The organism is Neoroseomonas terrae (assembly GCF_018129025.1).
GTDB lineage: Bacteria > Pseudomonadota > Alphaproteobacteria > Acetobacterales > Acetobacteraceae > Neoroseomonas > Neoroseomonas terrae.
In genome coordinates, this window is sequence record NZ_JAAEDI010000005.1 from 1 (window position 1) to 23,220 (window position 23,220).

A 23,220-nucleotide genomic window follows, 5' to 3' on the forward strand; every position below is an offset into this window, starting at 1 on the left:
GGACGCGCCACAGGGCGCGGCGCCGCGGCTGCGGCAGCCGGCGCAGGCGGGGCCGTCTTGCGCGCCTCTTCCTCGACCTTGGCGCGCGCGGCGGCCTGGGCGGCTTCGCGGGCCTCCTCCTCGGCGCGCAGCGCTGCCTCTTCGGCGGCCTTGCGATCTTCCTCCGCCTTGCGGGCGGCTTCCTCGGCGGCGGAACGCACCATCAGCGCCTGGCGCTCGCGCTCCTCACGCTGGCGCTGCGCCTCGGCGCGGCGGTTCTCCTCCAGCACGCGCTGGCGGACCGCAATCTCGGCCTGCGTCAGCGGACGGCCGGGCGCAGCGGGGCGAGAGCCACCGCCGGACGGTCCGGACCCGCGCGACTGCTGCCCCTGGCCGCCCGACGGCGCCGAACCGCGCGCGCCCGGCGCCGCGACGCCAGGCTTCGGCGGCGGCGCGGCGGCACGCTTCTTCACAACCTCGACCTGCACGGTCTTGCTGCGACCATGGCTAAAGGATTGCCGCACGCTGCCGGCATCCACCGTCTTGCCGAGTTCAAGCCGTCCGCCGGGCCGAAGGCTCAGCCTGCTCTTGCCCGCGTCCTGCTCGTTCTGGTCGCTCATTCGCCGATCCGAACCCGATCCTACAAATCATCCAAAGCCGCCACGAACGTTGCGGCCTTTTACTCCGGCGGAGCGCCGGCGATACCGGCCAGCCTCTCCGCCTCGATCCGGATGGCTTCCGCCAACCGGCCCGGCGCCACCACGATATGCACGGCGTGGTCACGCCCGAAAACAATACCCAACTCCGCCGCCGACAGCGCCGTAACGGCCGGGAGATCCCGCCCGCCGAAGCGCGCCCGCTCGGCCAGACTGCCGTCCGCGGCCTGAACCAGCAGTCCCGCGCGGCCGGCCTGAAGCCATTCGCGCGCCGCCTGCCAGCCCGAAACGGCCTGTCCCGCCCGCCGGGCCAAGCCCAGAAGGTCGCGGACTCGACCGCGAAGACCGTCCTCGATCCGCGCGCGAAGGTCGGAGGGAAGTATCACCTGCCCACGCGCGGCCCGTATGAAGGCCCCGCGGCTCAGGGCGGTTTCTAGCACATCGCTTCGCGCGCTCAACCACATTCCCCGACCCGGCAGTTTTCCTGCGAGATCCGGAACGACTTCCCGCCCGGGGCCCAGCACGAAGCGGATCATCCGCTCCTTCGGCAGAACCTCGCGCGTTGCGATGCACCGGCGGAGGGGGCCCTTTTCGGGATCGTCCTCCACCGGGGCATCGACGTCACTCGTTGCCGTCACTTTCAGCGGCGCCCTCTTCCTCGCCGAGCCAGCCGGCGCGACGACGCGCCTCCATGACGATGGCGTTCGCCGTTTCCTCGTCGAGCACCTCGGTGCCGAGAATCTCGATCAGCTCGTCGCCCGCGAGATCGGCCAGATCCTCGAGGCCCTTCACGCCCTTCTCACCCAGCGCGACCATCATTTGCGGCGAGAAGCCGCCGATCTCGGACAGGACGTCGTCCACGCCGAGTTCGCGGCGCTTGTCGTCCAGCTCGCCATCGCGCTTGTCAATGAACGCCTGGCCACGGCGCTTCAGCTCCACGGCGACGCTTTCGTCAAAGCCTTCGATCCCGGCGAGTTCTTCGTCCTCGACCGTGACGACGTCCTCGATGCTCGAAAACCCTTCCTGCACGAGCAGGCCGGCGATGACGTCGTCAACGTCCAGCGCCTCGACGAACAGGCCGGTGCGCTTGCGGAATTCCTCCTGCCGACGCTCGCTTTCCTCGGCCTCGGTCAGGATGTCGATATCGTAGCGGGTAAGCTGCGATGCAAGACGCACATTCTGGCCGCGGCGACCGATGGCGAGCGAGAGCTGGTCGTCGGGAACCACCACCTCGCAGCGCTTGCCGTCTTCATCCAGCACGACCTTGCTGACTTCGGCGGGGGCCAGGGCGTTCACGATGAAGGTCGCGAAATCCGGCGACCAGGGGATGATGTCGATCTTCTCGCCCTGGAGTTCCGCCACCACCGCCTGCACGCGCGACCCGCGCATGCCGACGCAGGCGCCAACTGGGTCGATGCTGCTGTCGCGGCTGATCACCGCCATCTTGGCGCGCGAACCCGGGTCGCGGGCCACCGCCTTGATCTCGATGATCCCATCGTAGATCTCGGGCACTTCCTGGGCGAACAGCTTCGCGAGGAAGCCGGGATGCGTGCGGGAGAGGAAGATCTGCGGCCCGCGCGGTTCCTCGCGCACGTCATAGATATAGGCGCGGACGCGGTCGCCGTTGCGGAAGGCCTCGCGCGGGATGGTCTCGTCGCGGCGCAGCAGCGCCTCGGCACGGCCGAGATCGACCATCAGGTTCCCGTATTCGGTCCGCTTGACGATGCCGTTGATGATCTCGCCGACGCGATCCTTGTACTCGTTGAACTGCTTGCCGCGCTCGACCTCGCGCACCCGCTGCACGATCACCTGCTTGGCGGTCTGCGCGGCGATGCGGCCGAAATCAATCGGCGGCAGCGGATCGACGATGAACTCGCCCACCTGGATGCCCGGCTTGATCCGCAGGGCGATGCGGTGCGGGATCTGCGTCGCTTCGTTCTCGACCGGCTCGGCCTCGACCACCTCGGTCCAGCGGGACAGGCGGACCTCGCCGTTCTTGCGGTCGATGATCGCGCGGATGTCCTTCTCGTGGCCGTACTTGGCGCGGCCGGCCTTCTGGATGGCCTGCTCCATCGCCTCCAGCACCTCGTCGCGCTCGATCATCTTTTCGCGCGCGACGGCGTCGGCGACCTGCAGCAGCTCAGGGCGGGCAATGGCGATCTCGATGGCCATGGAGCCTGTCTCCTAGTTTTCGGTACGGGGTGCCGCGGTGGCGGCGATCAACTCGTCGGTCAGCACAAGCTTCGCCTTGCGGATGTTGCTCCGCGGGAAGGCAATCTCCACGCCATCGTCGAGGCGCAGGCGCGCCACATCCGCGTCAGCGCCCAGAGCGATGCCGCGGAACCGCTTCCGGCCGTCCTGGGGGATGGACAGTTCCAGCGTCGCGACGTGCCCGGCGAAGCGGTTCCAGTCCTTCGCCCGGGTCAGCGGCCGGTCGATGCCGGCGGATGAAACCTCGAGGTTCCATTCGCTCTTGATCGGGTCCGCCACGTCGAGCACGGCGCCGACCGCGTGGCTGATCGCCTCGCAGTCTTCGACGGTGAAGACGGCGCCATCCGCCCGGTCGGCCATGACCTGCACCGTCGGCGTCTCCTTGCCGGACACTTGCACGCGCACGAGCTCATAGCCCAGATGGCCTAGCGTCGGCAGAATCGCCTCGGCAATGCGGGCCTCAAGCCCTTCGTGGTGCGGCAGGTCGTCGGTGTCGTTCAAGCAACAAAAAAGGCGGCCCCTTTCAAGGCCACCCCCCGTCGGTCCGGATGGAATGTCTGGATGAGTTATGGCGCGTCGGTGAAGACTATGCAAGCAGGCTTGCAGTTTGGGCGGGGAACGCAACATTCCCGGCCGAAAGGAGCCGGACGATGCCGCACCCACCGCTGATCGGGCGCCGCATTCTGGCCGGCGGCGCCGCCGCCGCGGCGGCACAGGGCGGTTTCGCCGCCCTGTCGGCGCGGCCCGCCGTCGCCGCCCCGGCCCGCTATGTCTTCGATCAGGCGGGCGGCCGGCTGGAGTTTACCGCGCGGCATCTCGGCGTCCTGTCGTCCACCGGCCGGTTCGAGGATTTTACCGCCGAGTTGCTGATCGAGCCGGATAGCCCCCTGACGACGACCGTGACCGTCACCGTGCGGACCGCGGCGATCGCCATTTCCTATCCGGGGGCCCTCGAACTGCTGCGCTCGCCGGAGTTCTTCGATGTGGAGCGCTACCCTGAGGCGCGTTTCGCTGGCGGGGCCACCGGGCAGGGCACGCTCGACCGCTTCAACCTCGCCGGCAATCTCACCATCCGCGGCATCACCCGCCCCTATGCGATGCAAGCCCGGCTGCTCGGCCGGCGGCGCGACGCGGCGCTCGGCGCCGACATCGCGGATTTCTCGGCCGAGGGCGACATGAGGCGATCGGAATTCGGCATGACGGCGGAAGCCTCGTCGATTTCCGACGTCATCCGCCTCTCCGTCCGTGTCCGCCTCCGCATCGCCTGACGGCTGGAGCCCGGCGCAGCGCCGCCTGCACTGGGCGGTGGCGGGGCTGGTGGTGCTGGCCTTCGGCATCGGCCTGGTGATGGTCGCGCTCCCGCTGTCGCAGCTGCTGGCGAAGATCCTGGCCTATCAGGCACATAAGACGGTCGGGCTGCTGGTGCCCCCGCTGGTGCTCTGGCGGCTGCTGCTGCGCGCGCGGCGGCCCCGTCCACCCGACGATGCGGGGATTCCGCCGTGGCAGCGCCGCGCCGCGGCGCTGGGCCATGGGGCGTTGTACCTGCTCCTGATGGTGGTTCCGATGCTCGGATACCTGTCCGCCAGCACGGCGCCTGGGCAGATCGAGACCACGCTGTTCCTGCTGATCCCCGTGCCGCACGTGCTGGGGCCGGACGAGGCATCCTTCATGGTACTCCGGCGCGTTCACCAGGTGGCGGCCTGGGCCCTGGTGACGCTCGCCGCCGGCCATGCGGCGATGGCGCTGAACCATCACAGGAGCGGCGGCCGGGTGCTGGGGCGGATGTGGCGGGGATAGGCCGCCGCGCTACTCCTGTGGCTGCAGCGTGGCCTCGGTGGTCCCCTCCGCGGCGATGGTCACGACGGTCGAGGCCCGCCGCTCCTCCTGGTCAACCATCACGCGATAGCTCCCGGGCGCCAGCGGGATCTCGACGCGCTCGCCGGTCGGCCGATCGTCATAGATGGGGGTCGACGCCTCATCGGCGGTGGTGACGGCGACATGGGCGGTGTCCGAGCCGAAGCCCTCCCGGCGCAAGGCCAGCGCACCGAAACGGATCGGCACGCGCAGCATCACCACCTCGCCCGCGGCGACATCCGCCTCCGCCGCACCCGTCGCATTGCCGATGCCGGCGACCATCCGATGCGTGCCGGCCGGTACCAGGAAGGATGGACCGGTCCCCTGCGCGTGGGCCGCGCGTGGCTGACCCTCCGGTGCGGCTGCGCCGGCATGCCACTCGAGCCGCACGCGACCGGTCACGTCTTCATCCGAGGGCTCGCTGCGCACCTCGCCAACCAACCAGCCAGCATCGAGCACGATCTCCGCCCTGCCCGGCCTGCCCGCCTGGAGGGTGACCGGCACGGGACCGCGCGTGAACAGGCCCGCCTCGACGGTGACCGTGTAGTCGGCGGCAGGCAGGTCGAAGAAACGGCCGAAGGGATCGCCGCCGGTTGCCACCACCTCCTCGCCACGGCGGACCACGATGGAGGCATCCCCCGTCATGGGGTCGCAGGATGGGCAAAGCCGCAGCGTGACGATGAGGCTCGGCTGCGGCACCGGTTCCGCTCGCGGGGCCGCATGGCGCGGCCCCGGCACGGGCGCCTCGGCGGCGCGGTCGAGGCCGGCGGCCAGCTCCGCGGCGTCGCGTGCCGTCATGGCCCGCCCGCCGGTTGCCTCCGCCATGCAGCGCAGTTGGGCAAGCGCCGCGGGGTCGGTCAGCGCGAAGGCCACCGTATGCACCACCAGCCGCACGCCGGACCGCGCGATGTCCTGCGCCACGGCGCAGGGATCGGGATGGCAGGTCTCGATACCGTCGGTGACGAGAATGATGCTGCCGCCCGCCGCCCCGAGCGCGGCGGCGGCCTGGCGGACGGCCTCGGCCAGTGGTGTGCGGCCGCGCGGAACGATGCCCCGTGCCAGAGCCGCCATGCCGCCGGCATCGGCGGCGGGGGCACGCAGCAATTCCACATCCGCGCAATCCTGGGTGCGGCGGTGACCATAGGTCATGAGGCCGATCGGCCGTTCCGCTGGCCAGCGGACCATCAACGCCGCCACCGCCTCACGCGCCACATCGATCTTTGCCCGCCCGTCCAGCCGCCCCCACATCGACGCCGACCCATCCAGCACCAGCATGGCCTGCTGCGCCCGGGCGGCGCCGGCAAACGCCAGGAGAACGAAGGCAAGGAGGACGGCCTGGCGGCGCATGGTTCGGCGTTCCCATCGTTTCGGCGGCATGTAACCGTCGATCGAACACCCGGCAATTCGGGCGCCGACATCCTGGAAGTTCCCCGTGGCCGATCGATTCTGCCATCCTGCCCGCGGAGAGGACAGCCCATGCCGAATGCCGCCGCGATCCGCGCCTTTTTCGACGAACCGACCAACACCGTCAGCTACCTGCTATGGGATCCGGCGACCATGCACGGCGCGGTGATCGACCCGGTGCTCGATTGGGACAACCGGTCCGGCACCGCCGACGTCGCCTTTGCCGACCGCATCCTGGCCGCGGCCGCCGAGGCCGGCGTCACGATCGACCAGGTGCTGGAAACACACGCCCATGCCGACCACCTGACGGCCGCACCCTACATCAAGGCGAAGACAGGCGCGCCGATCGGCATCGGCGAGCATATCCGCGAGGTGCAGGCGATCTTCCGCCCGATGTTCCGCGCGGATGACGTGAAGCCCGCCGGTGGCGACTTCGACCACCTGTTCAAGGATGGCGAGCGCTTCGCCATCGGCTCGCTGGAGGTGGAGGTGATCCACACGCCGGGCCATACCCCGGCCTGCGTATCCTATCGCATCGGCGACGACGTCTTCGTGGGCGACACGCTGTTCATGCACGACTACGGCACCGCGCGGGCGGATTTCCCGGGTGGCGATGCGCGGGTGCTGTTCCGGTCGATGAAGAAGCTGCTGGCGCTGCCGGCGGAGACGCGGCTGTGGATGTGCCACGACTACAAGGCACCGGGGCGCGACGCCTTCGCCTGGCAGTCGAGCGTGGCCGAGCAGCGCGCCCACAACCCCCATGTGAAGGACGGGGTGACGGAGGATGAGTTCGTCGCTTTCCGCACGAAGCGCGACGCCGGCCTGGCGGCGCCACTGCTGCTGCTGCCCTCGATCCAGGTGAACATCCGCGCAGGCCGCTTCCCGCCGGCCGAGAGCAACGGCGTGCGATATCTGCTGGTGCCGGTCACCCCGCGCAAGGCCGACGCGCTGGCCTAGGAGGGGCAGGGGCGCTGTGCTAGGCCCGCGCCGTGCTGTTCCAGAGCCAGATCTTCATCCTGCTGTTCCTGCCGGTGACGCTCGCGCTGTACTACGCGACGGCCGGCAGCCGGACGCTGCGGCAGATCGTCGCGGTGGTGGCCTCGCTCATTTTCTACGCCGCCTGGGATGTCCGCTTCGTGCCGCTGCTGGTCGGGCTGACGCTGCTGAACTGGGTGATCGGCTGGCTGCACGAGGCCGACCGGCCGCGCGACTGGCCGGTGATCGGCGTGGTGTTGAACCTCGCCGTGCTCGGCGTGTGCAAGTTCACCAACTTCTTCGCCGGCTCCTTCACCGCGCTGCTGGGCATGGAATACACGCCCTGGGACATCATCCTACCTCTGGGCATCAGCTTCTTCGTCTTCCAGAAGATCTCCTATCTCGTCGACCTTCGGCGGGGGCAGGCGCATGCCTATCCGCTGCTCGACTTCTTCATGTTCGTCACCTTCTTCCCCCAGCTCATCGCCGGGCCGATCGTCCGCCACAACGAGATCATCGCCCAGTTCGCCGCCGATCCGCGGCGGCCCGAGATGTGGGAGAACCTGTCTCGCGGCCTCGTGCTGTTCGTGATCGGGGCGGCGAAGAAGCTCGGCATCGCGGACCACGTGTCCGAGGTCGCGGACCGGCTTTTCGCCGCGGCGGCATCCGGTCCGTCGTCACTCGCCGAAGGCTGGGCGGCGGCGGTGGCCTTCACGCTCCAGATCTATTTCGACTTCTCCGGCTATTCCGACATGGCGATCGGGCTTGCGCTCATGTTCGGGCTTCGGATGCCATTCAACTTCGATGCGCCGTATCGCGCGACGTCGATCCGCGACTTCTGGCGGCGTTGGCACATGACGCTGTCGCGCTTCCTGCGCGACTACCTCTACATCCCGATGGGCGGCAACCGTGGCGGCGGCCTCGTCCAGGCGCGCAACGCCATCCTGACGATGCTGCTGGCCGGGCTGTGGCACGGTGCCAACTGGACCTATGTCGTCTGGGGCGGGCTGCACGGTGTCGCGCTGGCCATCAACGGCGCCTGGGCGCGGGCCGGGCTGCGCATGCCCGCGCTGCTGGGCTGGGCGCTGACGCTGCTGTTCGTCATGGCGGGCTGGGTGCTGTTCCGCGCACCGGACTTCGCCACGGCCTGGACGGTGCTGCGCGGCATGGCGGGGCTGGACGGCATCGGCCAAGTGAAGGTCGACCACGCCGCCGCCTTCGTCATCGGCGGCGCCGTCGCGCTGTTGGGCCCGATCAGCCAGCAGGTGGCGCTGCTGCGGCTGCGGCCTCTGCATTGGCTCGCCGTGCCGGTCGGCGTCGTGCTGCTGCTCCTTCTCCTGCAAGCCGGTTCCAGGACGCCCAGTGAGTTCATCTACTTCCAGTTCTGACCCCGGCGTCTGGCGACGCTTCGTCACGCGCGCCGTCGCGACGACGATGATCGGCGTCGCGGCGGTCTATGCCTTCGTCGCGCTGGTCGACCCCTGGGGCGTGCTGCCGTTCCACATTCCCGCGGAACGCCCGCCTATCTCGACCAACGCGCGCTACGCCTTCGCGGGGCTGGCGCGGTCCGACCGCTTCGATGCGGCGATCTTCGGCACTTCGACCATGCGGATGCTGCGGCCGGCCGAGCTGAACCAGGCGTTCGACGCGCGCTTCGCCAATCTCGCGATGAACGCCGCGACAGCCTATGAGCAGTCGCGCCTGTTCGACGTATTCCTGCGCGCGCATCCGCGGCCGCGTGCGGTCGTCATCGGCCTGGACCACGTGTGGTGCGACGCGGGCCCCCTGCAGCGCTACACGCCACGCGCCTTCCCCGAGACGTTCTACGAGGCCAGCCCCTGGCCGGCCTATCGAGAGATGCTGTCCTTCTACGCGGTGCAGGAAGCCGTGCGGCAATTCGCCGTGATGACCGGGCTGATGCGGCCGCGCTACGGGCGCGACGGCTACACGCGCTTCCTGCCACCCGAGGACCGCTACGATGCCGCGCGCGCCGCGGCGAACCTGCCGCCGATCGCAGCGGGCGTCGATTGGACTGTGCCGACACCGCCCGTCGAGACCGATTTCCCACCCCTCGCCCTGTTGCAGCGCATGGTCGCGGAAACACCCGCCGAGGCGCGCACGATCCTGGTGTTCATGCCGCTCTGGCTCGGTTCGCAGGGCGCGCCCGGCAGCGGCGGCGCAGCCCAGGCGGAGGACTGCAAGCGCCAGGTCGTCGCCATTGCGCAGGCGCGGGCCGGGACCGTCGTGCTGGATTTCTGGCGCCCCAGCCCGATCACGCGGGAACCAACGCATTACTGGGACCCGATGCATTATCGCGACGCTATCGCTGAGCGCATCGAAGCCGCGCTGCGTCAGGCGGCACGCACCACGCCGGCACAGACCGAGGACTACGCGGTACTGGCGCCCTGACGCGACCCTCCAGCGGTACGCGCCAAGGTTCCCAAATCTCTACCATCAGCATTCCGAACCGGATGACCGGACGGGTTGCGCGCCCATGCGATTCAATCGACCGACGTCCTGATCCCGCTGCTGCAGACATTCAACCTTTCGGTTGACAATCACGCGGCACGCCCTGATACTCAACCTCATGGTTGAATTATCGACACCGCGCCTGGACGCCATCTTCCACGCCCTCGGCGACGCCACCCGCCGGCACATGCTGGCCGACCTCGCCGGCGGCGAGCGCAGCGTCGGCCAGCTCGCCGAGCCCTTCGCGATCTCCCTCGCCGCGGCTTCCAAGCACATCAGGACGCTGGAACAGGCCGGGCTGATCCGCCGCGAGGTGCGCGGCCGTACGCATCTCTGCCGGCTCGATCCCGGGCCGCTCGCCACCGCGCACGAATGGCTGAGCTTCTACGAGCGCTTCTGGACCGGTCGCCTGGACGTGCTCGAACGCCTCCTCCGCGAGGAGGATTCGCGCCGGAGCCCCACCCCCGAAGGAGACAAGACATGAACGACATCGCCGCCCCCGGCGCCTACGGCGTCATCACCGAGCCTGCCACGCTGACCATCCAGCGCCACCTGCCCGGCCCGATCGAACGCATCTGGGCCTACATCACGGACGGAGAGCTGCGCCGCCAATGGCTCGCCGCCGGGGCGATGGAGACGAAGGTCGGCGCGCCCTTCACCCTGACTTGGCGCAACGACGAGTTGAGCGACCCCCCAGGCCACCGCCCCGAAGGCTTCGACGCCGAGCACAGCCTGGACGGCACGATCACGGAATGCGACCCGCCGCGCCGGCTCTCCATCACCTGGGGCAGCACCGGCGGTGTGACCTTCGACCTGGCGCCGGCCGGCAGCCGCGTGCTGCTGACCGTCACGCACCACCGCGTGGCTGATCCCGCCCTGCTGCTGAAGGTCAGTGCTGGCTGGCACGCGCATCTCGACGTCCTGGCCGCCCGCACGGCCGGCGAGCAGCCCGCACCGTTCTGGGATAGCTGGCTGCGGTTGCGGGAGGACTACACGCGTCGGATGCAGGGCTGAGAAAGTGGGACGGGGAGGGGCTTTGCCCCTCCCCGGGCCCCACCCCACCAAAGGCCGAAGGGCCTTTGGAAACCTTGAGTTGGTGCCGGGCGTGGGTGTCGGACGGATGGAAAGCGCGCGCTGGGCGCAGCGCCAGGAATCAATCCATGGCACGACGCAACCTTCGGCACCTAGCGTCGCCCGCCTTGCCCAACGCCAGATCGAGGTTTCCAAAGGCCCTTCGGCCTTTGGCGGGGTAAGGTTTGGAGAGGGGCAGCCCCTTCTCCAATTCGCCTTCAGCCCGCCTTCCGTACCGCTTCCGACAGCGCCCGTACCTGGTCCAGCACCTTCCGCACCGTATCCGGCCGCGCGCGGCCCTGCTCGTCGAGGCTTTCCGCCAGCGTGTCGATCAGCGCCGACGCGACCACCGCGCCGTCCGAGATACGTGCGGCCTCGGCCGCCTGCTCCGGGGTGCGCACGCCGAAGCCGATCGCGATCGGCAGGTCCGTGTGCTTGCGGATGCGCGGGATGTTCGCTTCCAGCGCCTCACGGGTCGCGCTTCGCGTACCGGTAACGCCGGCGATCGCGACGTAGTAGACGAATCCCGACGTCGCCGCGAGCACGCGCGGCAGCCGCGCATCATCCGTCGTCGGCGCCACCAGCCGAATCAGGTCGAGGCCATTCGCCTTCGCCGCCGGCTCGATCTCGTCGGCTTCCTCGGGCGGGACGTCGACGATGATGAGCCCGTCCACGCCCGACGCCGCGGCATCCATGCAGAACCGCTCGCTGCCATAGGCAAGGATCGGGTTGTAGTAGCCCATCAGGATGACCGGGGTGGCGTCATCCTCCTTGCGGAAGTCGCGCACCATGGCGAGCGCGCCCGGCAGCGTCGCACCCGCCTTCAGCCCCCGCTGCCCGGCACGCTGAACGGTCGGGCCGTCCGCCATCGGGTCGGTGAAGGGCACGCCAATCTCGATCAGGTCCGCCCCCGCCCGGGGAAAGCCGCGCAGCAGCGCGAGCGAGGTGGCCGGGTCCGGATCATAGGCTTCCAGGAAGGGAATGAACGCCCCGCGCCCTTCCTTCTTCAGCGCGGCAAACCGCGCGGCGATGCGGCTCACAGCTTCACCCCGAGATGATGCGCCACCGTGAAGATGTCCTTGTCGCCGCGACCCGACAGGTTCAGCACGACGATCGCGTCCTTCGGCAGGGTCGGCGCCAGCTTGATCACATGCGCCAGGCCATGCGCGGATTCCAGCGCGGGGATGATGCCTTCGAGCTTCGAACAGAGCTGGAAGGCCTCCAGCGCCTCGTCGTCGGTCGCGGTGACGAAGTTCACGCGGCCCTGCTCATGCAGCCAGGAATGCTCCGGGCCGATGCCCGGATAGTCGAGGCCGGCGCTGATCGAATGCGCCTCGATGATCTGGCCGTCGCGGTCCTGAAGCAGATAGGTCCGGTTGCCGTGGAGCACGCCGGGGCGGCCCTTGGTGATGGAGGCCGCATGTTCCTTGGTGTCCACGCCCCGGCCGGCGGCCTCGACGCCGTACATCGCCACCCCCGCGTCATCGAGGAACGGGTGGAACAGCCCCATGGCGGAGGAACCGCCGCCGACGGCGCAGACCAGCGCATCCGGCAGCCGTCCCTCGGCGGCGAGGATTTGGTCACGCGTCTCGTCCCCGATCACGCACTGGAAGTCACGCACCATCTGCGGATAGGGGTGCGGACCCGCGACGGTACCGATGCAGTAGTAGGTATCGTGGACGTTCGCGACCCAGTGGCGCAGCGCCTCGTTCATCGCATCCTTCAGCGTCGCGGCGCCGGAGGTGACGGATTCCACTTCCGCGCCCAGCAGCTTCATGCGGAACACGTTGGGCTGCTGCCGGGCGACATCGGTCGCGCCCATGAAGACCGTGCAGGGCAGGTTGAACAGCGCGCAGGCGGTGGCCGTCGCCACACCGTGCTGGCCCGCGCCGGTCTCCGCGATGATGCGGGTCTTGCCCATCTTCTTCGCGAGCAGGATCTGCCCCAGCACCGCGTTGATCTTGTGCGCGCCGGTGTGGTTCAGCTCCTCGCGCTTGAAATAGACCTTCGCGCCGAGTTCCGACCCCGCGCTCCCCGCGCGAAGATGCTCCGTCATCCGCTCGGCCAGCCACAGCGGTGACGGACGGCCGACGTAATGCGTCAGCAGCCGCCGCCACTCCACCTGGAACGCCACATCAGTCTTGGCCGATTCATAGGCGCGCTCGACCTCGAGGATCAGCGGCATCAGCGTCTCGGCGACGAAGCGGCCGCCGAAGGGGCCAAAGCGGCCACGGGCATCGGGGCCCTGGCGCAGGGAGTTGGACAGCGGCGTGTTCAAGGGCTTTCTCGGACCATCCGGCGGAGCGTGTCATTTAAAGGAACGGCGTCGCTGCGGCCAGGGGCTCCGCCGGCAACCGCGGTGGCGCGAACAGGGTTAGGCTGGATGCAGTCAGGGAGGCCGGCCATGCTGGACCATATCGGCATCGACGTATCGGATATCGACGGCAGCAAGCGGTTCTACGCCGCCGTGCTGGGGCCACTCGGCTACGTCATGACCAAGGACATGGGGGAAGCCGCGGGTTTCGGCGTGCCGGACGGGGAGAAGAAGTCATCGGATCCGGCGGGCGAATTCTGGATCGCCAAAGGCAACCCCCAGCCGCCCCTGGTGCATGTGGCCTTCAGCGCCATGACGCGCGGCGCCGTCGACGACTTCCACAAGGCCGCCCTCGCGGCCGGAGGGCGGGACAATGGCGGACCGGGGCTGCGGGAGAAGTACCACCCCGACTACTACGCCGCCTTCATCCTCGACCCCGATGGCTACAACATCGAGGCCGTGTGCCACCTGCCCGGGTGATCAGCGCGGCCGCACGCTGATCACATGCTGCTGCATGTGGCCAGCGACCTCGCCCACGGCGCGACCGCGCAGCGCGGCGTCACCCTGGGTTTCCGTACCCGCGGTGCGGCAGCCCGCCCAGCTTCGCTGGAATGCCTCGAGGGTCTGCGGATTGGCGCCGATGCGGAACAGCGAAACGCCCGAAACGCCCGAGGCGCGTTCCCGCCACAACCCGTCCGGCCCCTGCTGCCAGACGCAGCGGGTGATGTTGTCGCCCTGCGGATTGTTCACCACCGGGCCCGGCGGTCCGTCGAAGCCGTGCCGGGCGTTCTGGTAGGTGCTGACCGTCACGTTTCCGCCCGCGGCGCGCAGATAGGAACCGAGATCGTCGCAGGCCGGCTTGCCCGTCACGTTGTCCCGGTCGCCGACGATGATGCGGATCGGCCGCCGCCCGGTGTCGCGGTTGCCGACTCGGTAGGAGCAATCCGGCTGCACGGCCGCCGCCGCCAGGAAGCGCGCCGCATTCGCCGGGCGCATCTGCACGACCCATTGGTGCATCGCCAGGATCGAGCCGCCGCCGCCGCCCACGCCGAAGCCGACCAGGCCGGCACGACGCACGTCGATGCGCGGGTTCTCCGCCGCCTTGTCCAGGGCGCCGTAGGCATCCATCGCGAAGTCGAGCGCGTTGAACCACGCGCGCTGATTCGCCGGCTGCGACGGGTCGATGCTGCGTGGGCCGTAGCTGTCGACCACGATCACCGCCGCCCCCGCGCCTTTCAGCGCGTCGACATACGCCTGGAGCTGCGCGTCCCGCTTGCCGCGATTGTCGTGGGACAGCACGATCACCGGCACGCGCTCGGTGCCCGGCGGCATGTGCAGTTCCGCGACCACCGGGTGGCCGGCGGCGCCCGCGAATTGCAGCGGATCGGGGCGGGGCCCGCCGCCGCCGCAGGCCGCCAGCAGCAGGGCAAGGAACAGGGGCAGGGCGCGCATCCGGCGTTTTCTCCTTCGGGACACGCAACGCTGGGGCGAGTGCCCGGTGCCGTCAACGCCCCCTGGCTGACACTATGAAGTCACGAATCAGGCCCGGGTCCTTGACACCGCGTGCGCGCTCGACGCCCGAGGAAACATCCACGCCCGGCGCCCTAGCGGTGCGGATGGCCTCGGCCACATTCGCCGGGGTGAGCCCGCCGGCGAGCAACCAGGGCTTCGGGATGGTGCGGCCGGCCATCAACTGCCACTCGAAAGACTGGGCGTTGCCCCCGGGCAGCGGCCCGCCAGGCGGTGGCTTGGCGTCGAACAGGAAGCGGTCGACCACGGGAGCGAAGTCGTCCACGGCCGCGAGATCCTCGGGCGCGGCAATGCCGAGGGCCTTCATCACCGGCAGGCCGAAGCGAGCGCGGATGGCGGCGGCGCGGGCCGGCGTCTCCTCGCCATGAAGCTGGATCAGTCCGAGCGGCACCTCGGCCAGAATGGCGGCCAGCGCATCATCGGTCGGGTCCACGAATAGCCCGACCCGCACCGGCCCACCCGCATGCCGCGCGGACAATGCCGCCGCATCGCCCGGCGCGACGGCGCGCGGGGAGGGCGGGAAGAACACGAAGCCCACGAAATCCGCTCCGGCCGCGACGGCGGCGTCCATCGCGCCGGCGTCACGGATGCCGCAGATCTTCACCTCGACCGGCATGGTGTCAGCCGGGCAGGGAAGCAGCGATGGCCGCCGCCGCCGCCGCCGGGTCCGGCGCAGCGGTGATCGGGCGGCCCACGACGATCCAATCCGCGCCGGCCGCCACCGTCTCAGCCGGGGTGGCGGTGCGTGCCTGGTCGCCGGCATCGCTGCCGGCGGGCCGCACGCCGGGCACCACCAGCATCGGCGCGGCGCCGAGATCGGCCCGCAGCATTGCCGCTTCCTGCGGGCTGCACACCAGCCCATCCGCGCCGGCCGCCACCGCCATGCGCGCCAGCCGCCGGACCTGGTCGGCGGGGTTGTCGGCAACCCCGGTCGCGGCCAGCGCCGCCGCATCCATGCTGGTGAGCACCGTGACGGCGAGCAGGACCGGGCGATCGGCACCGGCCTTCTCGGCTGCGGCGCGCGCCGCGGCAATCATCGCCGGCCCGCCGCCGGCATGCAGCGTCACCATGGCCGGCTTCAGCGGCAGCAGCGACCGCAGGGCGCCGGCGACCGTGTTCGGAATGTCGTGCAGCTTCAGATCGAGGAAGACCGGGCGATGCCGCGCCGTCGCGGCCACGGCCGCCCCGCCGGCGGCACAGAACAGCTCCAGCCCGACCTTGAGCAGCCCGCAATGGGGCGCGAGGGCCGCGGCCAGGGCTTCGGCCCGCGCGGCATCCCCGGTATCGAGCGCCGGGATGAGCCGCGCGGCACCGCCGGCGGGACGCCGGATCACGAGGCCGTCCCCGCCAGCCGATCGGCCGCCGCGGCGCGTTCCCGCGCATGGATCGCTTCCAGTTCCCGCTGCAGCGCTTCCGCCCGCCGAGCCGCGCTGCGCGCTCGGCCCCGCTGAGGCATGCCCGACACCCAGACGATCCCCGCCCCGATCAGGAAGGCGAGCGCGGCAGCGCCCAGGACCGCGACCGACAGCGGCGCCTGCCAGACCAGGTCGAAGGGCCAGAGGCGCAGTTCCACCGCCTGGCGGTTGGACAGCGCGAACAGCACCACGAGCGCGGCGAAGGGGAGAAAGACGATCCAACGCATCATGGGTGCCTTCTTACCGCGCAGGCCGGGCGAAGGCCACGGGAGCGAAGGGGAGCCCGGCATGGCCCGGCGCGGCCACGGGTGGAGAGAGGCAAAGAGCTGCGAATCTACCGCGTTCTGCCGCTGTTATGGCGGGAAGGACGCAGCGGCGGGTCCGGCGATGTCGAACCGGGTGACGCCGGCAATCAGCGATCACCGGGAAAGGTTCACGGGCTCAGCGCCCCTCCGCCTTCGCCGCTACCGCCCCCGCTTCGCCCGCACTGCCTCCCGCGCCAGCCCCATCACTGCCGCCCGCGCCACGGCGGTGTCCGGTGTCCCGGTGGTCTTGGTCGCGCGCTCCGCGTCCAGAAGTGCCGCGCCTGCAGCGGCGAGCGCCTCCGGACCCCACAGCCGCAGCGCTCGCTCGAAGGACGGCCTGGACTTGAAGAAGATCGGCGGCCGCAGCCCGTCCAGCGCGTCCCTTGGCGCGGCGCCACGCGCCACCGCCCGGGACGCGGCCTCCAGTCGCTGGACATGCCGCATCGCGAGCCGCACCACCTGAACCGCTGCCGCGCCTTCGGCGAAGGCCGCATCCAAGGCCCGGTCGGCCCGCGGTGCGTCGCCCTCCGTCGCCGCCAGAAGCGCGGCGTCGAGGTCGAGCGTCGACCCCTCGGACAGCGAGGCGAGCGCATCCTCCTCCGTCACCTGGCCACCGGCGCCGACATACAGGGCGACCTTCTCGCATTCCCGGCGCATGATCAGCCGGTCCTCCCCCAGCCGCTGCGCCATCCACGCGAGTGCTGCGGGCTCGGCGGAGACGCCATATTCGCGCAGCACCGACGCGATCGACCCTTCCAGCGCCGCGCCGCTCTCAGGGTAGCAGGCAATCACCGCCGCTTCCGGACCGGCCTTCTCCAGCGCAGCGCGCAGCCCCTTCCGGCCGTCGAGCGACCCGGCCTCGAGCAGCACCACGCCAGGACCCAAGCCCGCCAGGACCGCCTTCGCGGCGTTGGCGAGGCCATCCGTCGCATCCCGTACACGCACCAACCGCCGGCCGCCCGTCAGAGCCGGCGTCGCGGCCTCCGCAGCGAGCAGCCCGGCATCCTTAGCGGCGACCTCGCGTGGCACCTCCACCAGGCGGAACGGATCGTCGCCGGCAACGGCGCGGCTCAGCACCTCGCCGCGCTCGCGCACCAGGCCGGTGTCCTCGCCGAAGATCAATACGAGCCGCGCGGCGCCGGGGTCGGCCAGGAAGGCGGTGACACGGCGCGCGTCGAGCTTCGCCATGCTGCTTCAGCCCGCCCGCGGCGGCCCGGCCTCGAAGCGGATGGCCAGCCGCTGGACGATGTCGCTGGCCAACTGGTCCACCAACCGCTGTTCCGCGGCGTATCGCGACGCGTCCGAGGCGAAGAACTGGTTCTCCGGCACATTGTAGGCATCGAAGGCGCGGTCCGTGCCCTGTGCGACCAGTCGCGGCGATGCGCCGGTCTCATAGAGGAACCAGTTCGCCGTCGCCGTGATCCGCACGCGGGACGGCGCGCCATCCTCCTCGAAGCCCTGGAGCTCAACGCCATAGCCGAGACCGACGCGCAGATCGTAGCGCGCCGGTGCGCCGCTGCGGCCCAGCCGCTGTTCGAGCTGCCGCCGCATCAGCTGCCCGTTACGCTCCGGAATCAGGCCGACGCTAACCGTTTGCAGCCCCGCGACGACGGAATCCGGCTGCGGACCATACATCGGGCGGAAGCCGCAACCGGCGAGGAGAGCCGGCCCGGCGACGGCAGCGATCAGACGGCGCCTAGACCACAAGGTTCACCACCCTTCCCGGAACGTGGATGCGCTTGCGGATGGGCTTGCCCGCGATCGCGCGCTGCACGTTCTCCTCGGACTCGGCCGCGGCGAAGATCGCGTCCTCGCTCGCGCCCACCGGAACCTCGATGGTCGCGCGAAGCTTGCCGAGCACCTGCACGGCGAGGGTGACGCTCTCGGCGACCAGCAGCGAGGGGTCGGCTTCGGGCCACGCCATCTGCGCGATCATCTCGTCCGTTCCCGGACGCAGCAGGGACCAGGCTTCCTCCGCCAGATGCGGCATCATGGGGGAGGACAGCCGCGCCAGCATTTCCAGCGCCTCGCGCTTCGCGCCGCCCGGCGCATCCTTCGCGGCCTCGATCGCATTCGCGAATTCGTACAGCCGCGCGACGGCGACGTTGAAAGCGAAGGTCTCCAGCGCCTCGGTCACGGTCGCGATGCAACGGTGCGTCGCGCGCCGCAGCGCCTTGCCCTCGGCCTCCGGCGCAGTGCCGGCAGGCGGCAGCGTGGGCAGCGCATTCTCCACCATGCGGAAGACGCGCTGCGTGAAGCGGTAGGCACCGGCGACGCCGCTTTCGGTCCACTCCATGTCGCGGTCGGGCGGGTTGTCGGAGAGGATGAACCAGCGCGCGGTATCCGCTCCGTACTTCGCGATGATCGCGCCGGGATCGACGGTGTTGCGCTTCGACTTCGACATCGCCTCGACACGGCCGATGGTGACGGGCTCGTTGCCACCCTTCACCGTTGCCGTGCGCGCGCCGTCCGGCGCGAGGGAGAAGTCGATCTCCTCCGGATAGAGCCAGCGACCATCGGCGCCCTTGTAGGATTCGTGCTGGACCATCCCCTGGGTGAACAACCCGGCGAAGGGCTCCTCGACGGTCAGGTGCCCGGTCGCCTTCATCGCGCGGGAGAAGAAGCGCGAGTACAACAGGTGAAGGATCGCGTGCTCGATGCCGCCGATATACTGGTCCACCGGCAGCCAGCCATCGACGGCCGCCGTCGTGACCGGCACCTCCGCCCGCGGCGAGCAGAAGCGCGCGAAGTACCAGGACGAATCCACGAAGGTGTCGCAGGTATCCGTCTCGCGCCGAGCGGGCTTCCCGCAGGACGGGCAGGCCACGTGCTTCCAGGTGGGATGGTTGTCGAGCGGATTCCCCGGCTTCGAGAAATCCACATCCTCCGGCAGCCGCACCGGAAGCTGATCGTCCGGCACCGGCTGCACGCCGCAATCGTCGCAATGGATGAACGGGATCGGGCAGCCCCAGTAGCGCTGGCGGGATACGCCCCAGTCGCGCAGGCGCCAGTTCACCACGCCATTGCCGGCGCCCAGCTTCTCCAGCTCATCGATCGCACGCCGCTTGGATGCGGCGACGTCCAGCCCATCGAGGAAGCCGGAGTTGAAGGCAACGCCGTCCTCGGTAAAAGCCTCATTCGCGACGGCGAAGGTCGCCGCATCCGCGCCCTTCGGCAGCACGACCGGCGTCACCGACAGGTGATACTTCCGCGCGAAATCCAGGTCGCGCTGATCGTGCGCCGGGCAGCCGAAGATCGCGCCGGTGCCGTATTCCATCAGCACGAAATTCGCGATCCACACCGGGTACTCCTCCCCGGTGAAAGGATGCTTCACGCGAAAGCCGGTGTCGTAACCTTTCTTCTCGGCCTGCTCGATCACCGCCTCGGACGTACCCATGCTGCGGCATTCGGCGACGAAATCGGCGGCCTTCGCATCACGGGCCGCGGCAGCGGCGGCCAGCGGGTGCTCGGCGGCGACAGCCAGGAAGGACATCCCGAAGAGCGTGTCCGGCCGGGTCGTGAAGACCTCCACCTCGCCCACGCCCTCGACCGGCGCGGTCAGCGCAAAGCGCACCCGCGCGCCCTCACTGCGGCCGATCCAGTTGGACTGCATCAGCTTCACGCGCTCGGGCCAGCGATCGAGCCCGCCCAGCGCTTCCAGCAGCTCCGGCGCATACTTCGTGATGGCCAGGAACCACTGGGAAAGCTTCTTCTTCTCGACCAGCGCGCCCGACCGCCAGCCGCGCCCGTCGATCACCTGCTCATTCGCCAGCACGGTGCCGTCCACCGGGTCCCAGTTCACCCAGGATTCCTTGCGTTCGACCAGCCCGGCCTTCCAGAAGTCGAGGAAGAGCTTCTGCTGCTGGCCGTAGTATTCCGGGTCGCAGGTCGCGAACTCCCGCGCCCATTCCAGGGACAGCCCCATGCGCTTCAACTCGTCCCGCATGTTCGCGATGTTCTGGTACGTCCAGGCGGCCGGGTGCACGCCGCGTTCGCGCGCCGCATTCTCCGCCGGCAGGCCGAAGGCGTCCCATCCCATCGGGTGCATCACCAGGTGCCCGCGCGCCCGCTTGTACCGCGCGACCACGTCGCCCAGCGTATAGTTACGCACATGCCCCATATGGATCTTGCCGCTGGGGTATGGGAACATTTCGAGTACGTAGTACTTCGCCGCCCCGGCCGGCGGCACGTCCGGCACCGCGAAGCAGGCCTTGTCGTCCCAGGCCTTCTGCCAGCGCGGCTCGGCGGCGCGGAAGTTGTAGCGCGGCGCAGCCGGTTCCTGGGCCGCCTTGTCGGGGGATGCGATGCTGTCGTTCATTGAGCGCGCGCGTCTCGTACCATGCGGAGCGGAAAGGGAGAGGGATGCATAAGCGCTGGCGCGCCGGATTCCTAGGGTTGGCACTTCTGCTGGCCGGCTGGTCTGCCAAAGCCCATGCGCAGGACCCGAATACCGACTTCGGCGCCTATCGCGCGCTGTTCTCCGTCGCGGCGCTGGGGCCGGCGCGCGGTCCGGCTGCGGTGACCGGCTACACCCTGCACTATCGCGGCGCGACGTCGCACGCTGCCTTCGGGCTGGCCGCGTTGCCGGATGGCCGGTCGGTCTGGCGCTTCGTCACGGGTCAGCCCGACGTCGCCGCGGCGCGCGAGGCGGTGCAGCTCGCCTGCAACCGCGACGCCGCCAGGCTGCTGGGTGCGGGGCATGGCTGCCGCGTCATAGCCGCGGACGGCACGGTCGAGACGCTGGGCCGCCCGGCCTTCCGGACGATCGAGGCTGCGATCGGTCCTTTTCGCGCCGCGCCGCTGATGTTCCGCCACGGCCCGCAGTCGGCCGAGGGCGTCGTCGTCTGGTCGCATGGCTATGGCGGCCGGGCGTCGGACCACCGCCAGCGCAGCGCGCCGGGCGTGCTGGCGCTGCTGAACGATGCCGGCTGGGACGTGATGCGCTTCGACCGCGATCCGGCGGAGGACGACCTGCCGGTCGCCCTCGCCGGGCTGCGCCGCGGCCTGCCGCTGCTGCGCGAGGCCGGCTATCGCCGCATCGTGCTCGCCGGCCAGTCGCGCGGCGGCTGGCAATCCGTCATGCTCGCCGCGGAACAGCCCGAGGCGGTACACGCCGTGCTGGCCTTCGCCCCCGCGGCACATGGCGAGGCGGCGCGCCCCAACAACCTGGCGGCGGCATCGGAGGATTTCCGTCGCTTGCTGGCGGGGTTGCCACCCGCCGGGCCCCGCCTGGCCGTCGCGGTCTTTGCCGACGACCCCTTCGACCCCGATCCGGCCGCCCGCGCGGCGCTGGTGGCCGAGGCCGCCACGCGGCGCAGCGCGCCAACCCTGGCATTGTTTCCCGAACCGCCGATCCGCGGCCACAGCGGGGTCAATGACTGGCGGTTTACCCGCGCGCTCGGGCCCTGCGTGCTGACGCTGGTGCAGGCGCCAGCCGGTGCGGCGCCGCGCGGGGTGAGGCGCAGGCCGTGCGGCGGGGGGTGATGGCCCTCGGAGAGGGGCCTTGCCCCTCCCCGAACCCCTCCCCAGCAAAGGCCGAAGGGCCTTTGCAAACCTCTACCTGGCGCCGGGCGCCAATGTAGATGAGCGGTGGCAGAAGCTGACTCTTGCGCGCAAAGCGCCGATGGATGGTCCGGCATGCCTGTCGCGCCCGGTGCCAATGAATTGCGGTCCAGGTGCTCCAAGCACCTGGCGGGGAGGTTCGGAGGGGCAGCGCCCCTCCGATCTGCGGTCCTTCGGCCAAGTGGACGCAGGCCGCGTCCAGCCGTCGCTCAACTCAAACGCCGACTCACCCTCAGCGCGGCATCTCCTGCTCCGCCAGCTTCGCGAACAGTGACGATCCCATCGGAATCACGTCGTCGTTGAAGTCGTAGCGCGGATTGTGCACGGAGACCGAATGCCGTCCGCCGTCGCCCTGGCCGATGTTGATGAATGCACCGGGACGCGCCAGCAGCATGTAGGAGAAATCCTCCGCCCCCATGCGCGGCGATCCGGTGCGATGGACCTTGTTCGAACCCAGCACGGCATCCGCGGCAACCGCGGCACGTTCGGCCTGCGCGGCGTGGTTGACCGTGGGCGGGTAGCCGCGCTGGTAGGATAGTTCGGCCGTGGCGCCGTAGGCCTCGGCGGTGGCTCGCACGATCTGGCCGAGCCGTTCCTCCACCTTGTCTTGGATCGCAGGCTTGAAGGTGCGGACGGTGCCACGCAGCTCCGCGGTCTCGGGGATGACGTTGGACGCTTCACCGGCATTGAACATGCAGATGCTGATCACCGCCGCGTCCAGTGCGTCCATCGAGCGCGACACGATCGACTGCGCCGCCACCACGATCTGCGAACCCACCAGCACCGGATCGATGCATTGGTACGGGCGGGAGGCGTGGCCCCCCTTGCCGTGGATGGTGATGGTGATGCGGTCCGCTGCGGCCAGGACCGGGCCGGGCATGACGCGCGCCTCGCCCAACGGCAGCTCGGGCGAATTGTGCATGGCGTAGACGGCATCGCAGGGGAAGCGGTCGAACAGCCCTTCCTCGACCATCACGCGACCGCCGCCGCCGCCTTCCTCCGCCGGCTGGAAGATGAAATGGACGGTGCCGTCGAAGTTCTTCGTCTCGGCCAGATAACGCGCGGCGCCGAGAAGCATGGTGGTGTGCCCGTCATGCCCGCAGGCATGCATCTTGCCGGGCGTGCTGGAACGATGCCCGAAATCGTTCGTCTCGGTCATCGGCAGGCAGTCCATGTCGGCGCGGAAGCCGATGGAGCGGCCGGAACTGCCGTTGCGGAGCACGCCCACGAGGCCCGTGCCGGCGATGCCGCGATGCACCTCGATCCCCCAGGATTCGAGCTGCTGCGCGACGATGTCCGAGGTGCGCTGTTCCTGGAAGCCCAGTTCCGGATGCGCGTGGATGTCGCGGCGCGTGGCGGTCAGGTCCGCGTGGAAATCAGCGATGCGGTTGAAGATCGGCACTGGTTTCGTCCTGTGGACAGGGGTTCATACCAACGACGCTGGCGAATGACCTTCGGCCGGGGTGTCCTACATC

24 protein-coding genes are annotated in these 23,220 nt (G+C 69.9%); 9 read left to right on the forward strand and 15 right to left on the reverse strand.

The annotated features are described in order from the left end of the window. From GXW78_RS05155 to rimP, 4 genes are all read right to left on the reverse strand, one after another. A partial coding sequence (locus GXW78_RS05155; RefSeq protein ID WP_211866700.1) for a translation initiation factor IF-2 associated domain-containing protein occupies positions 1 to 599 on the reverse strand: 599 nt, incomplete at its 3' end. Between the two features lie 59 nt (positions 600 to 658). Further along, the gene (locus GXW78_RS05160) at positions 659 to 1,243 is read right to left on the reverse strand and encodes an RNA-binding protein (RefSeq protein WP_211866702.1); all 585 of its coding nucleotides are present in this window, start codon (positions 1,241 to 1,243) and stop codon (positions 659 to 661) included. Between the two features lie 13 nt (positions 1,244 to 1,256). Then, positions 1,257 to 2,807: a transcription termination factor NusA gene (nusA, locus tag GXW78_RS05165; protein WP_211866704.1), complete on the reverse strand. Its 1,551-nt coding sequence runs from the start codon at positions 2,805 to 2,807 to the stop codon at positions 1,257 to 1,259. Between the two features lie 12 nt (positions 2,808 to 2,819). Next, positions 2,820 to 3,347 carry a ribosome maturation factor RimP gene (gene rimP, locus GXW78_RS05170; protein ID WP_246521898.1) on the reverse strand — a complete coding sequence of 176 codons (528 nt, stop codon included), beginning with the start codon at positions 3,345 to 3,347 and terminating at the stop codon, positions 2,820 to 2,822. A gap of 149 nt (positions 3,348 to 3,496) precedes the next feature. On the opposite strand from rimP, the gene GXW78_RS05175 reads away from it, so the two are divergent. Both GXW78_RS05175 and GXW78_RS05180 read left to right on the forward strand, forming a co-directional pair. Further along, the gene (locus GXW78_RS05175; RefSeq protein ID WP_211866708.1) at positions 3,497 to 4,114 is read left to right on the forward strand and encodes a YceI family protein; all 618 of its coding nucleotides are present in this window, start codon (positions 3,497 to 3,499) and stop codon (positions 4,112 to 4,114) included. Then, the gene (locus tag GXW78_RS05180; RefSeq protein ID WP_211866710.1) at positions 4,092 to 4,643 is read left to right on the forward strand and encodes a cytochrome b; all 552 of its coding nucleotides are present in this window, start codon (positions 4,092 to 4,094) and stop codon (positions 4,641 to 4,643) included. Before GXW78_RS05175 ends, GXW78_RS05180 begins: the two co-directional genes overlap by 23 nt. 9 nt (positions 4,644 to 4,652) lie before the next feature. On the opposite strand, the gene GXW78_RS05185 is transcribed toward GXW78_RS05180, so the two are convergent. Then, on the reverse strand, positions 4,653 to 6,047 hold the full coding sequence (locus GXW78_RS05185) for a VWA domain-containing protein (RefSeq protein ID WP_211866711.1): 1,395 nt from the start codon (positions 6,045 to 6,047) through the stop codon (positions 4,653 to 4,655). A 129-nt stretch (positions 6,048 to 6,176) separates the two neighbouring features. Between GXW78_RS05185 and GXW78_RS05190 the strand changes: the two genes are divergently transcribed. The 5 genes from GXW78_RS05190 to GXW78_RS05210 all read left to right on the forward strand — a co-directional run bounded on the left by GXW78_RS05190 (position 6,177) and on the right by GXW78_RS05210 (position 10,562). After that, a complete protein-coding gene (locus GXW78_RS05190; protein ID WP_211866712.1) occupies positions 6,177 to 7,061 on the forward strand; it encodes an MBL fold metallo-hydrolase in 885 nt (294 codons plus the stop codon). 32 nt (positions 7,062 to 7,093) lie between these two features. Further along, positions 7,094 to 8,467 (forward strand): MBOAT family O-acyltransferase, encoded by a 1,374-nt coding sequence (locus GXW78_RS05195; RefSeq protein WP_211866713.1) that lies wholly within the window; start codon positions 7,094 to 7,096, stop codon positions 8,465 to 8,467. Further along, on the forward strand, positions 8,442 to 9,488 hold the full coding sequence (locus GXW78_RS05200; RefSeq protein WP_211866714.1) for a hypothetical protein: 1,047 nt from the start codon (positions 8,442 to 8,444) through the stop codon (positions 9,486 to 9,488). Before GXW78_RS05195 ends, GXW78_RS05200 begins: the two co-directional genes overlap by 26 nt. 178 nt (positions 9,489 to 9,666) lie before the next feature. Next, positions 9,667 to 10,032 carry an ArsR/SmtB family transcription factor gene (locus GXW78_RS05205; protein WP_211866715.1) on the forward strand — a complete coding sequence of 122 codons (366 nt, stop codon included), beginning with the start codon at positions 9,667 to 9,669 and terminating at the stop codon, positions 10,030 to 10,032. After that, entirely contained in the window at positions 10,029 to 10,562 is a 534-nt protein-coding gene (locus GXW78_RS05210; RefSeq protein ID WP_211866716.1) for an SRPBCC family protein, read from the forward strand. The genes GXW78_RS05205 and GXW78_RS05210 overlap by 4 nt, the downstream gene beginning before the upstream one ends. Before the next feature lie 275 nt (positions 10,563 to 10,837). Here the strand turns inward: GXW78_RS05210 and trpA are convergent, their stop codons facing one another. Beyond that, positions 10,838 to 11,659 carry a tryptophan synthase subunit alpha gene (trpA, locus tag GXW78_RS05215; protein ID WP_211866718.1) on the reverse strand — a complete coding sequence of 274 codons (822 nt, stop codon included), beginning with the start codon at positions 11,657 to 11,659 and terminating at the stop codon, positions 10,838 to 10,840. Further along, positions 11,656 to 12,897 (reverse strand): tryptophan synthase subunit beta, encoded by a 1,242-nt coding sequence (gene trpB / locus GXW78_RS05220; protein ID WP_211866720.1) that lies wholly within the window; start codon positions 12,895 to 12,897, stop codon positions 11,656 to 11,658. Before trpB ends, trpA begins: the two co-directional genes overlap by 4 nt. Before the next feature lie 126 nt (positions 12,898 to 13,023). On the opposite strand from trpB, the gene GXW78_RS05225 reads away from it, so the two are divergent. Beyond that, positions 13,024 to 13,413, forward strand: coding sequence for a VOC family protein (locus tag GXW78_RS05225; protein ID WP_211866722.1), 390 nt, complete (start codon positions 13,024 to 13,026; stop codon positions 13,411 to 13,413). On the opposite strand, the gene GXW78_RS05230 is transcribed toward GXW78_RS05225, so the two are convergent. From GXW78_RS05230 to leuS, 7 genes are all read right to left on the reverse strand, one after another. Continuing rightward, positions 13,414 to 14,385 carry a dienelactone hydrolase family protein gene (locus GXW78_RS05230; RefSeq protein WP_211866724.1) on the reverse strand — a complete coding sequence of 324 codons (972 nt, stop codon included), beginning with the start codon at positions 14,383 to 14,385 and terminating at the stop codon, positions 13,414 to 13,416. A 52-nt stretch (positions 14,386 to 14,437) separates the two neighbouring features. Next, a complete protein-coding gene (locus tag GXW78_RS05235; protein ID WP_211866725.1) occupies positions 14,438 to 15,079 on the reverse strand; it encodes a phosphoribosylanthranilate isomerase in 642 nt (213 codons plus the stop codon). Between the two features lie 4 nt (positions 15,080 to 15,083). Next, positions 15,084 to 15,797 carry an orotidine-5'-phosphate decarboxylase gene (gene pyrF / locus GXW78_RS05240; protein WP_211866726.1) on the reverse strand — a complete coding sequence of 238 codons (714 nt, stop codon included), beginning with the start codon at positions 15,795 to 15,797 and terminating at the stop codon, positions 15,084 to 15,086. Continuing rightward, positions 15,794 to 16,108 (reverse strand): lipopolysaccharide assembly protein LapA domain-containing protein, encoded by a 315-nt coding sequence (locus GXW78_RS05245; protein WP_211866727.1) that lies wholly within the window; start codon positions 16,106 to 16,108, stop codon positions 15,794 to 15,796. The genes pyrF and GXW78_RS05245 overlap by 4 nt, the downstream gene beginning before the upstream one ends. A gap of 234 nt (positions 16,109 to 16,342) precedes the next feature. After that, positions 16,343 to 17,371, reverse strand: coding sequence for a DNA polymerase III subunit delta (gene holA / locus GXW78_RS05250; RefSeq protein ID WP_211866728.1), 1,029 nt, complete (start codon positions 17,369 to 17,371; stop codon positions 16,343 to 16,345). Positions 17,372 to 17,377: 6 nt separating this feature from the next. After that, the gene (lptE, locus tag GXW78_RS05255; RefSeq protein ID WP_211866729.1) at positions 17,378 to 17,890 is read right to left on the reverse strand and encodes an LPS assembly lipoprotein LptE; all 513 of its coding nucleotides are present in this window, start codon (positions 17,888 to 17,890) and stop codon (positions 17,378 to 17,380) included. After that, positions 17,880 to 20,501 (reverse strand): leucine--tRNA ligase, encoded by a 2,622-nt coding sequence (gene leuS, locus GXW78_RS05260; protein WP_211866730.1) that lies wholly within the window; start codon positions 20,499 to 20,501, stop codon positions 17,880 to 17,882. Before leuS ends, lptE begins: the two co-directional genes overlap by 11 nt. 44 nt (positions 20,502 to 20,545) lie before the next feature. Here leuS and GXW78_RS05265 point away from each other — a divergent pair, with 44 nt between their 5' ends. After that, entirely contained in the window at positions 20,546 to 21,667 is a 1,122-nt protein-coding gene (locus GXW78_RS05265) for an alpha/beta hydrolase family protein (RefSeq protein ID WP_211866732.1), read from the forward strand. Positions 21,668 to 21,977: 310 nt separating this feature from the next. Here the strand turns inward: GXW78_RS05265 and GXW78_RS05270 are convergent, their stop codons facing one another. Beyond that, on the reverse strand, positions 21,978 to 23,147 hold the full coding sequence (locus GXW78_RS05270) for a M20 aminoacylase family protein (protein ID WP_211866734.1): 1,170 nt from the start codon (positions 23,145 to 23,147) through the stop codon (positions 21,978 to 21,980). Between the last annotated feature and the right edge of the window lie 73 nt (positions 23,148 to 23,220).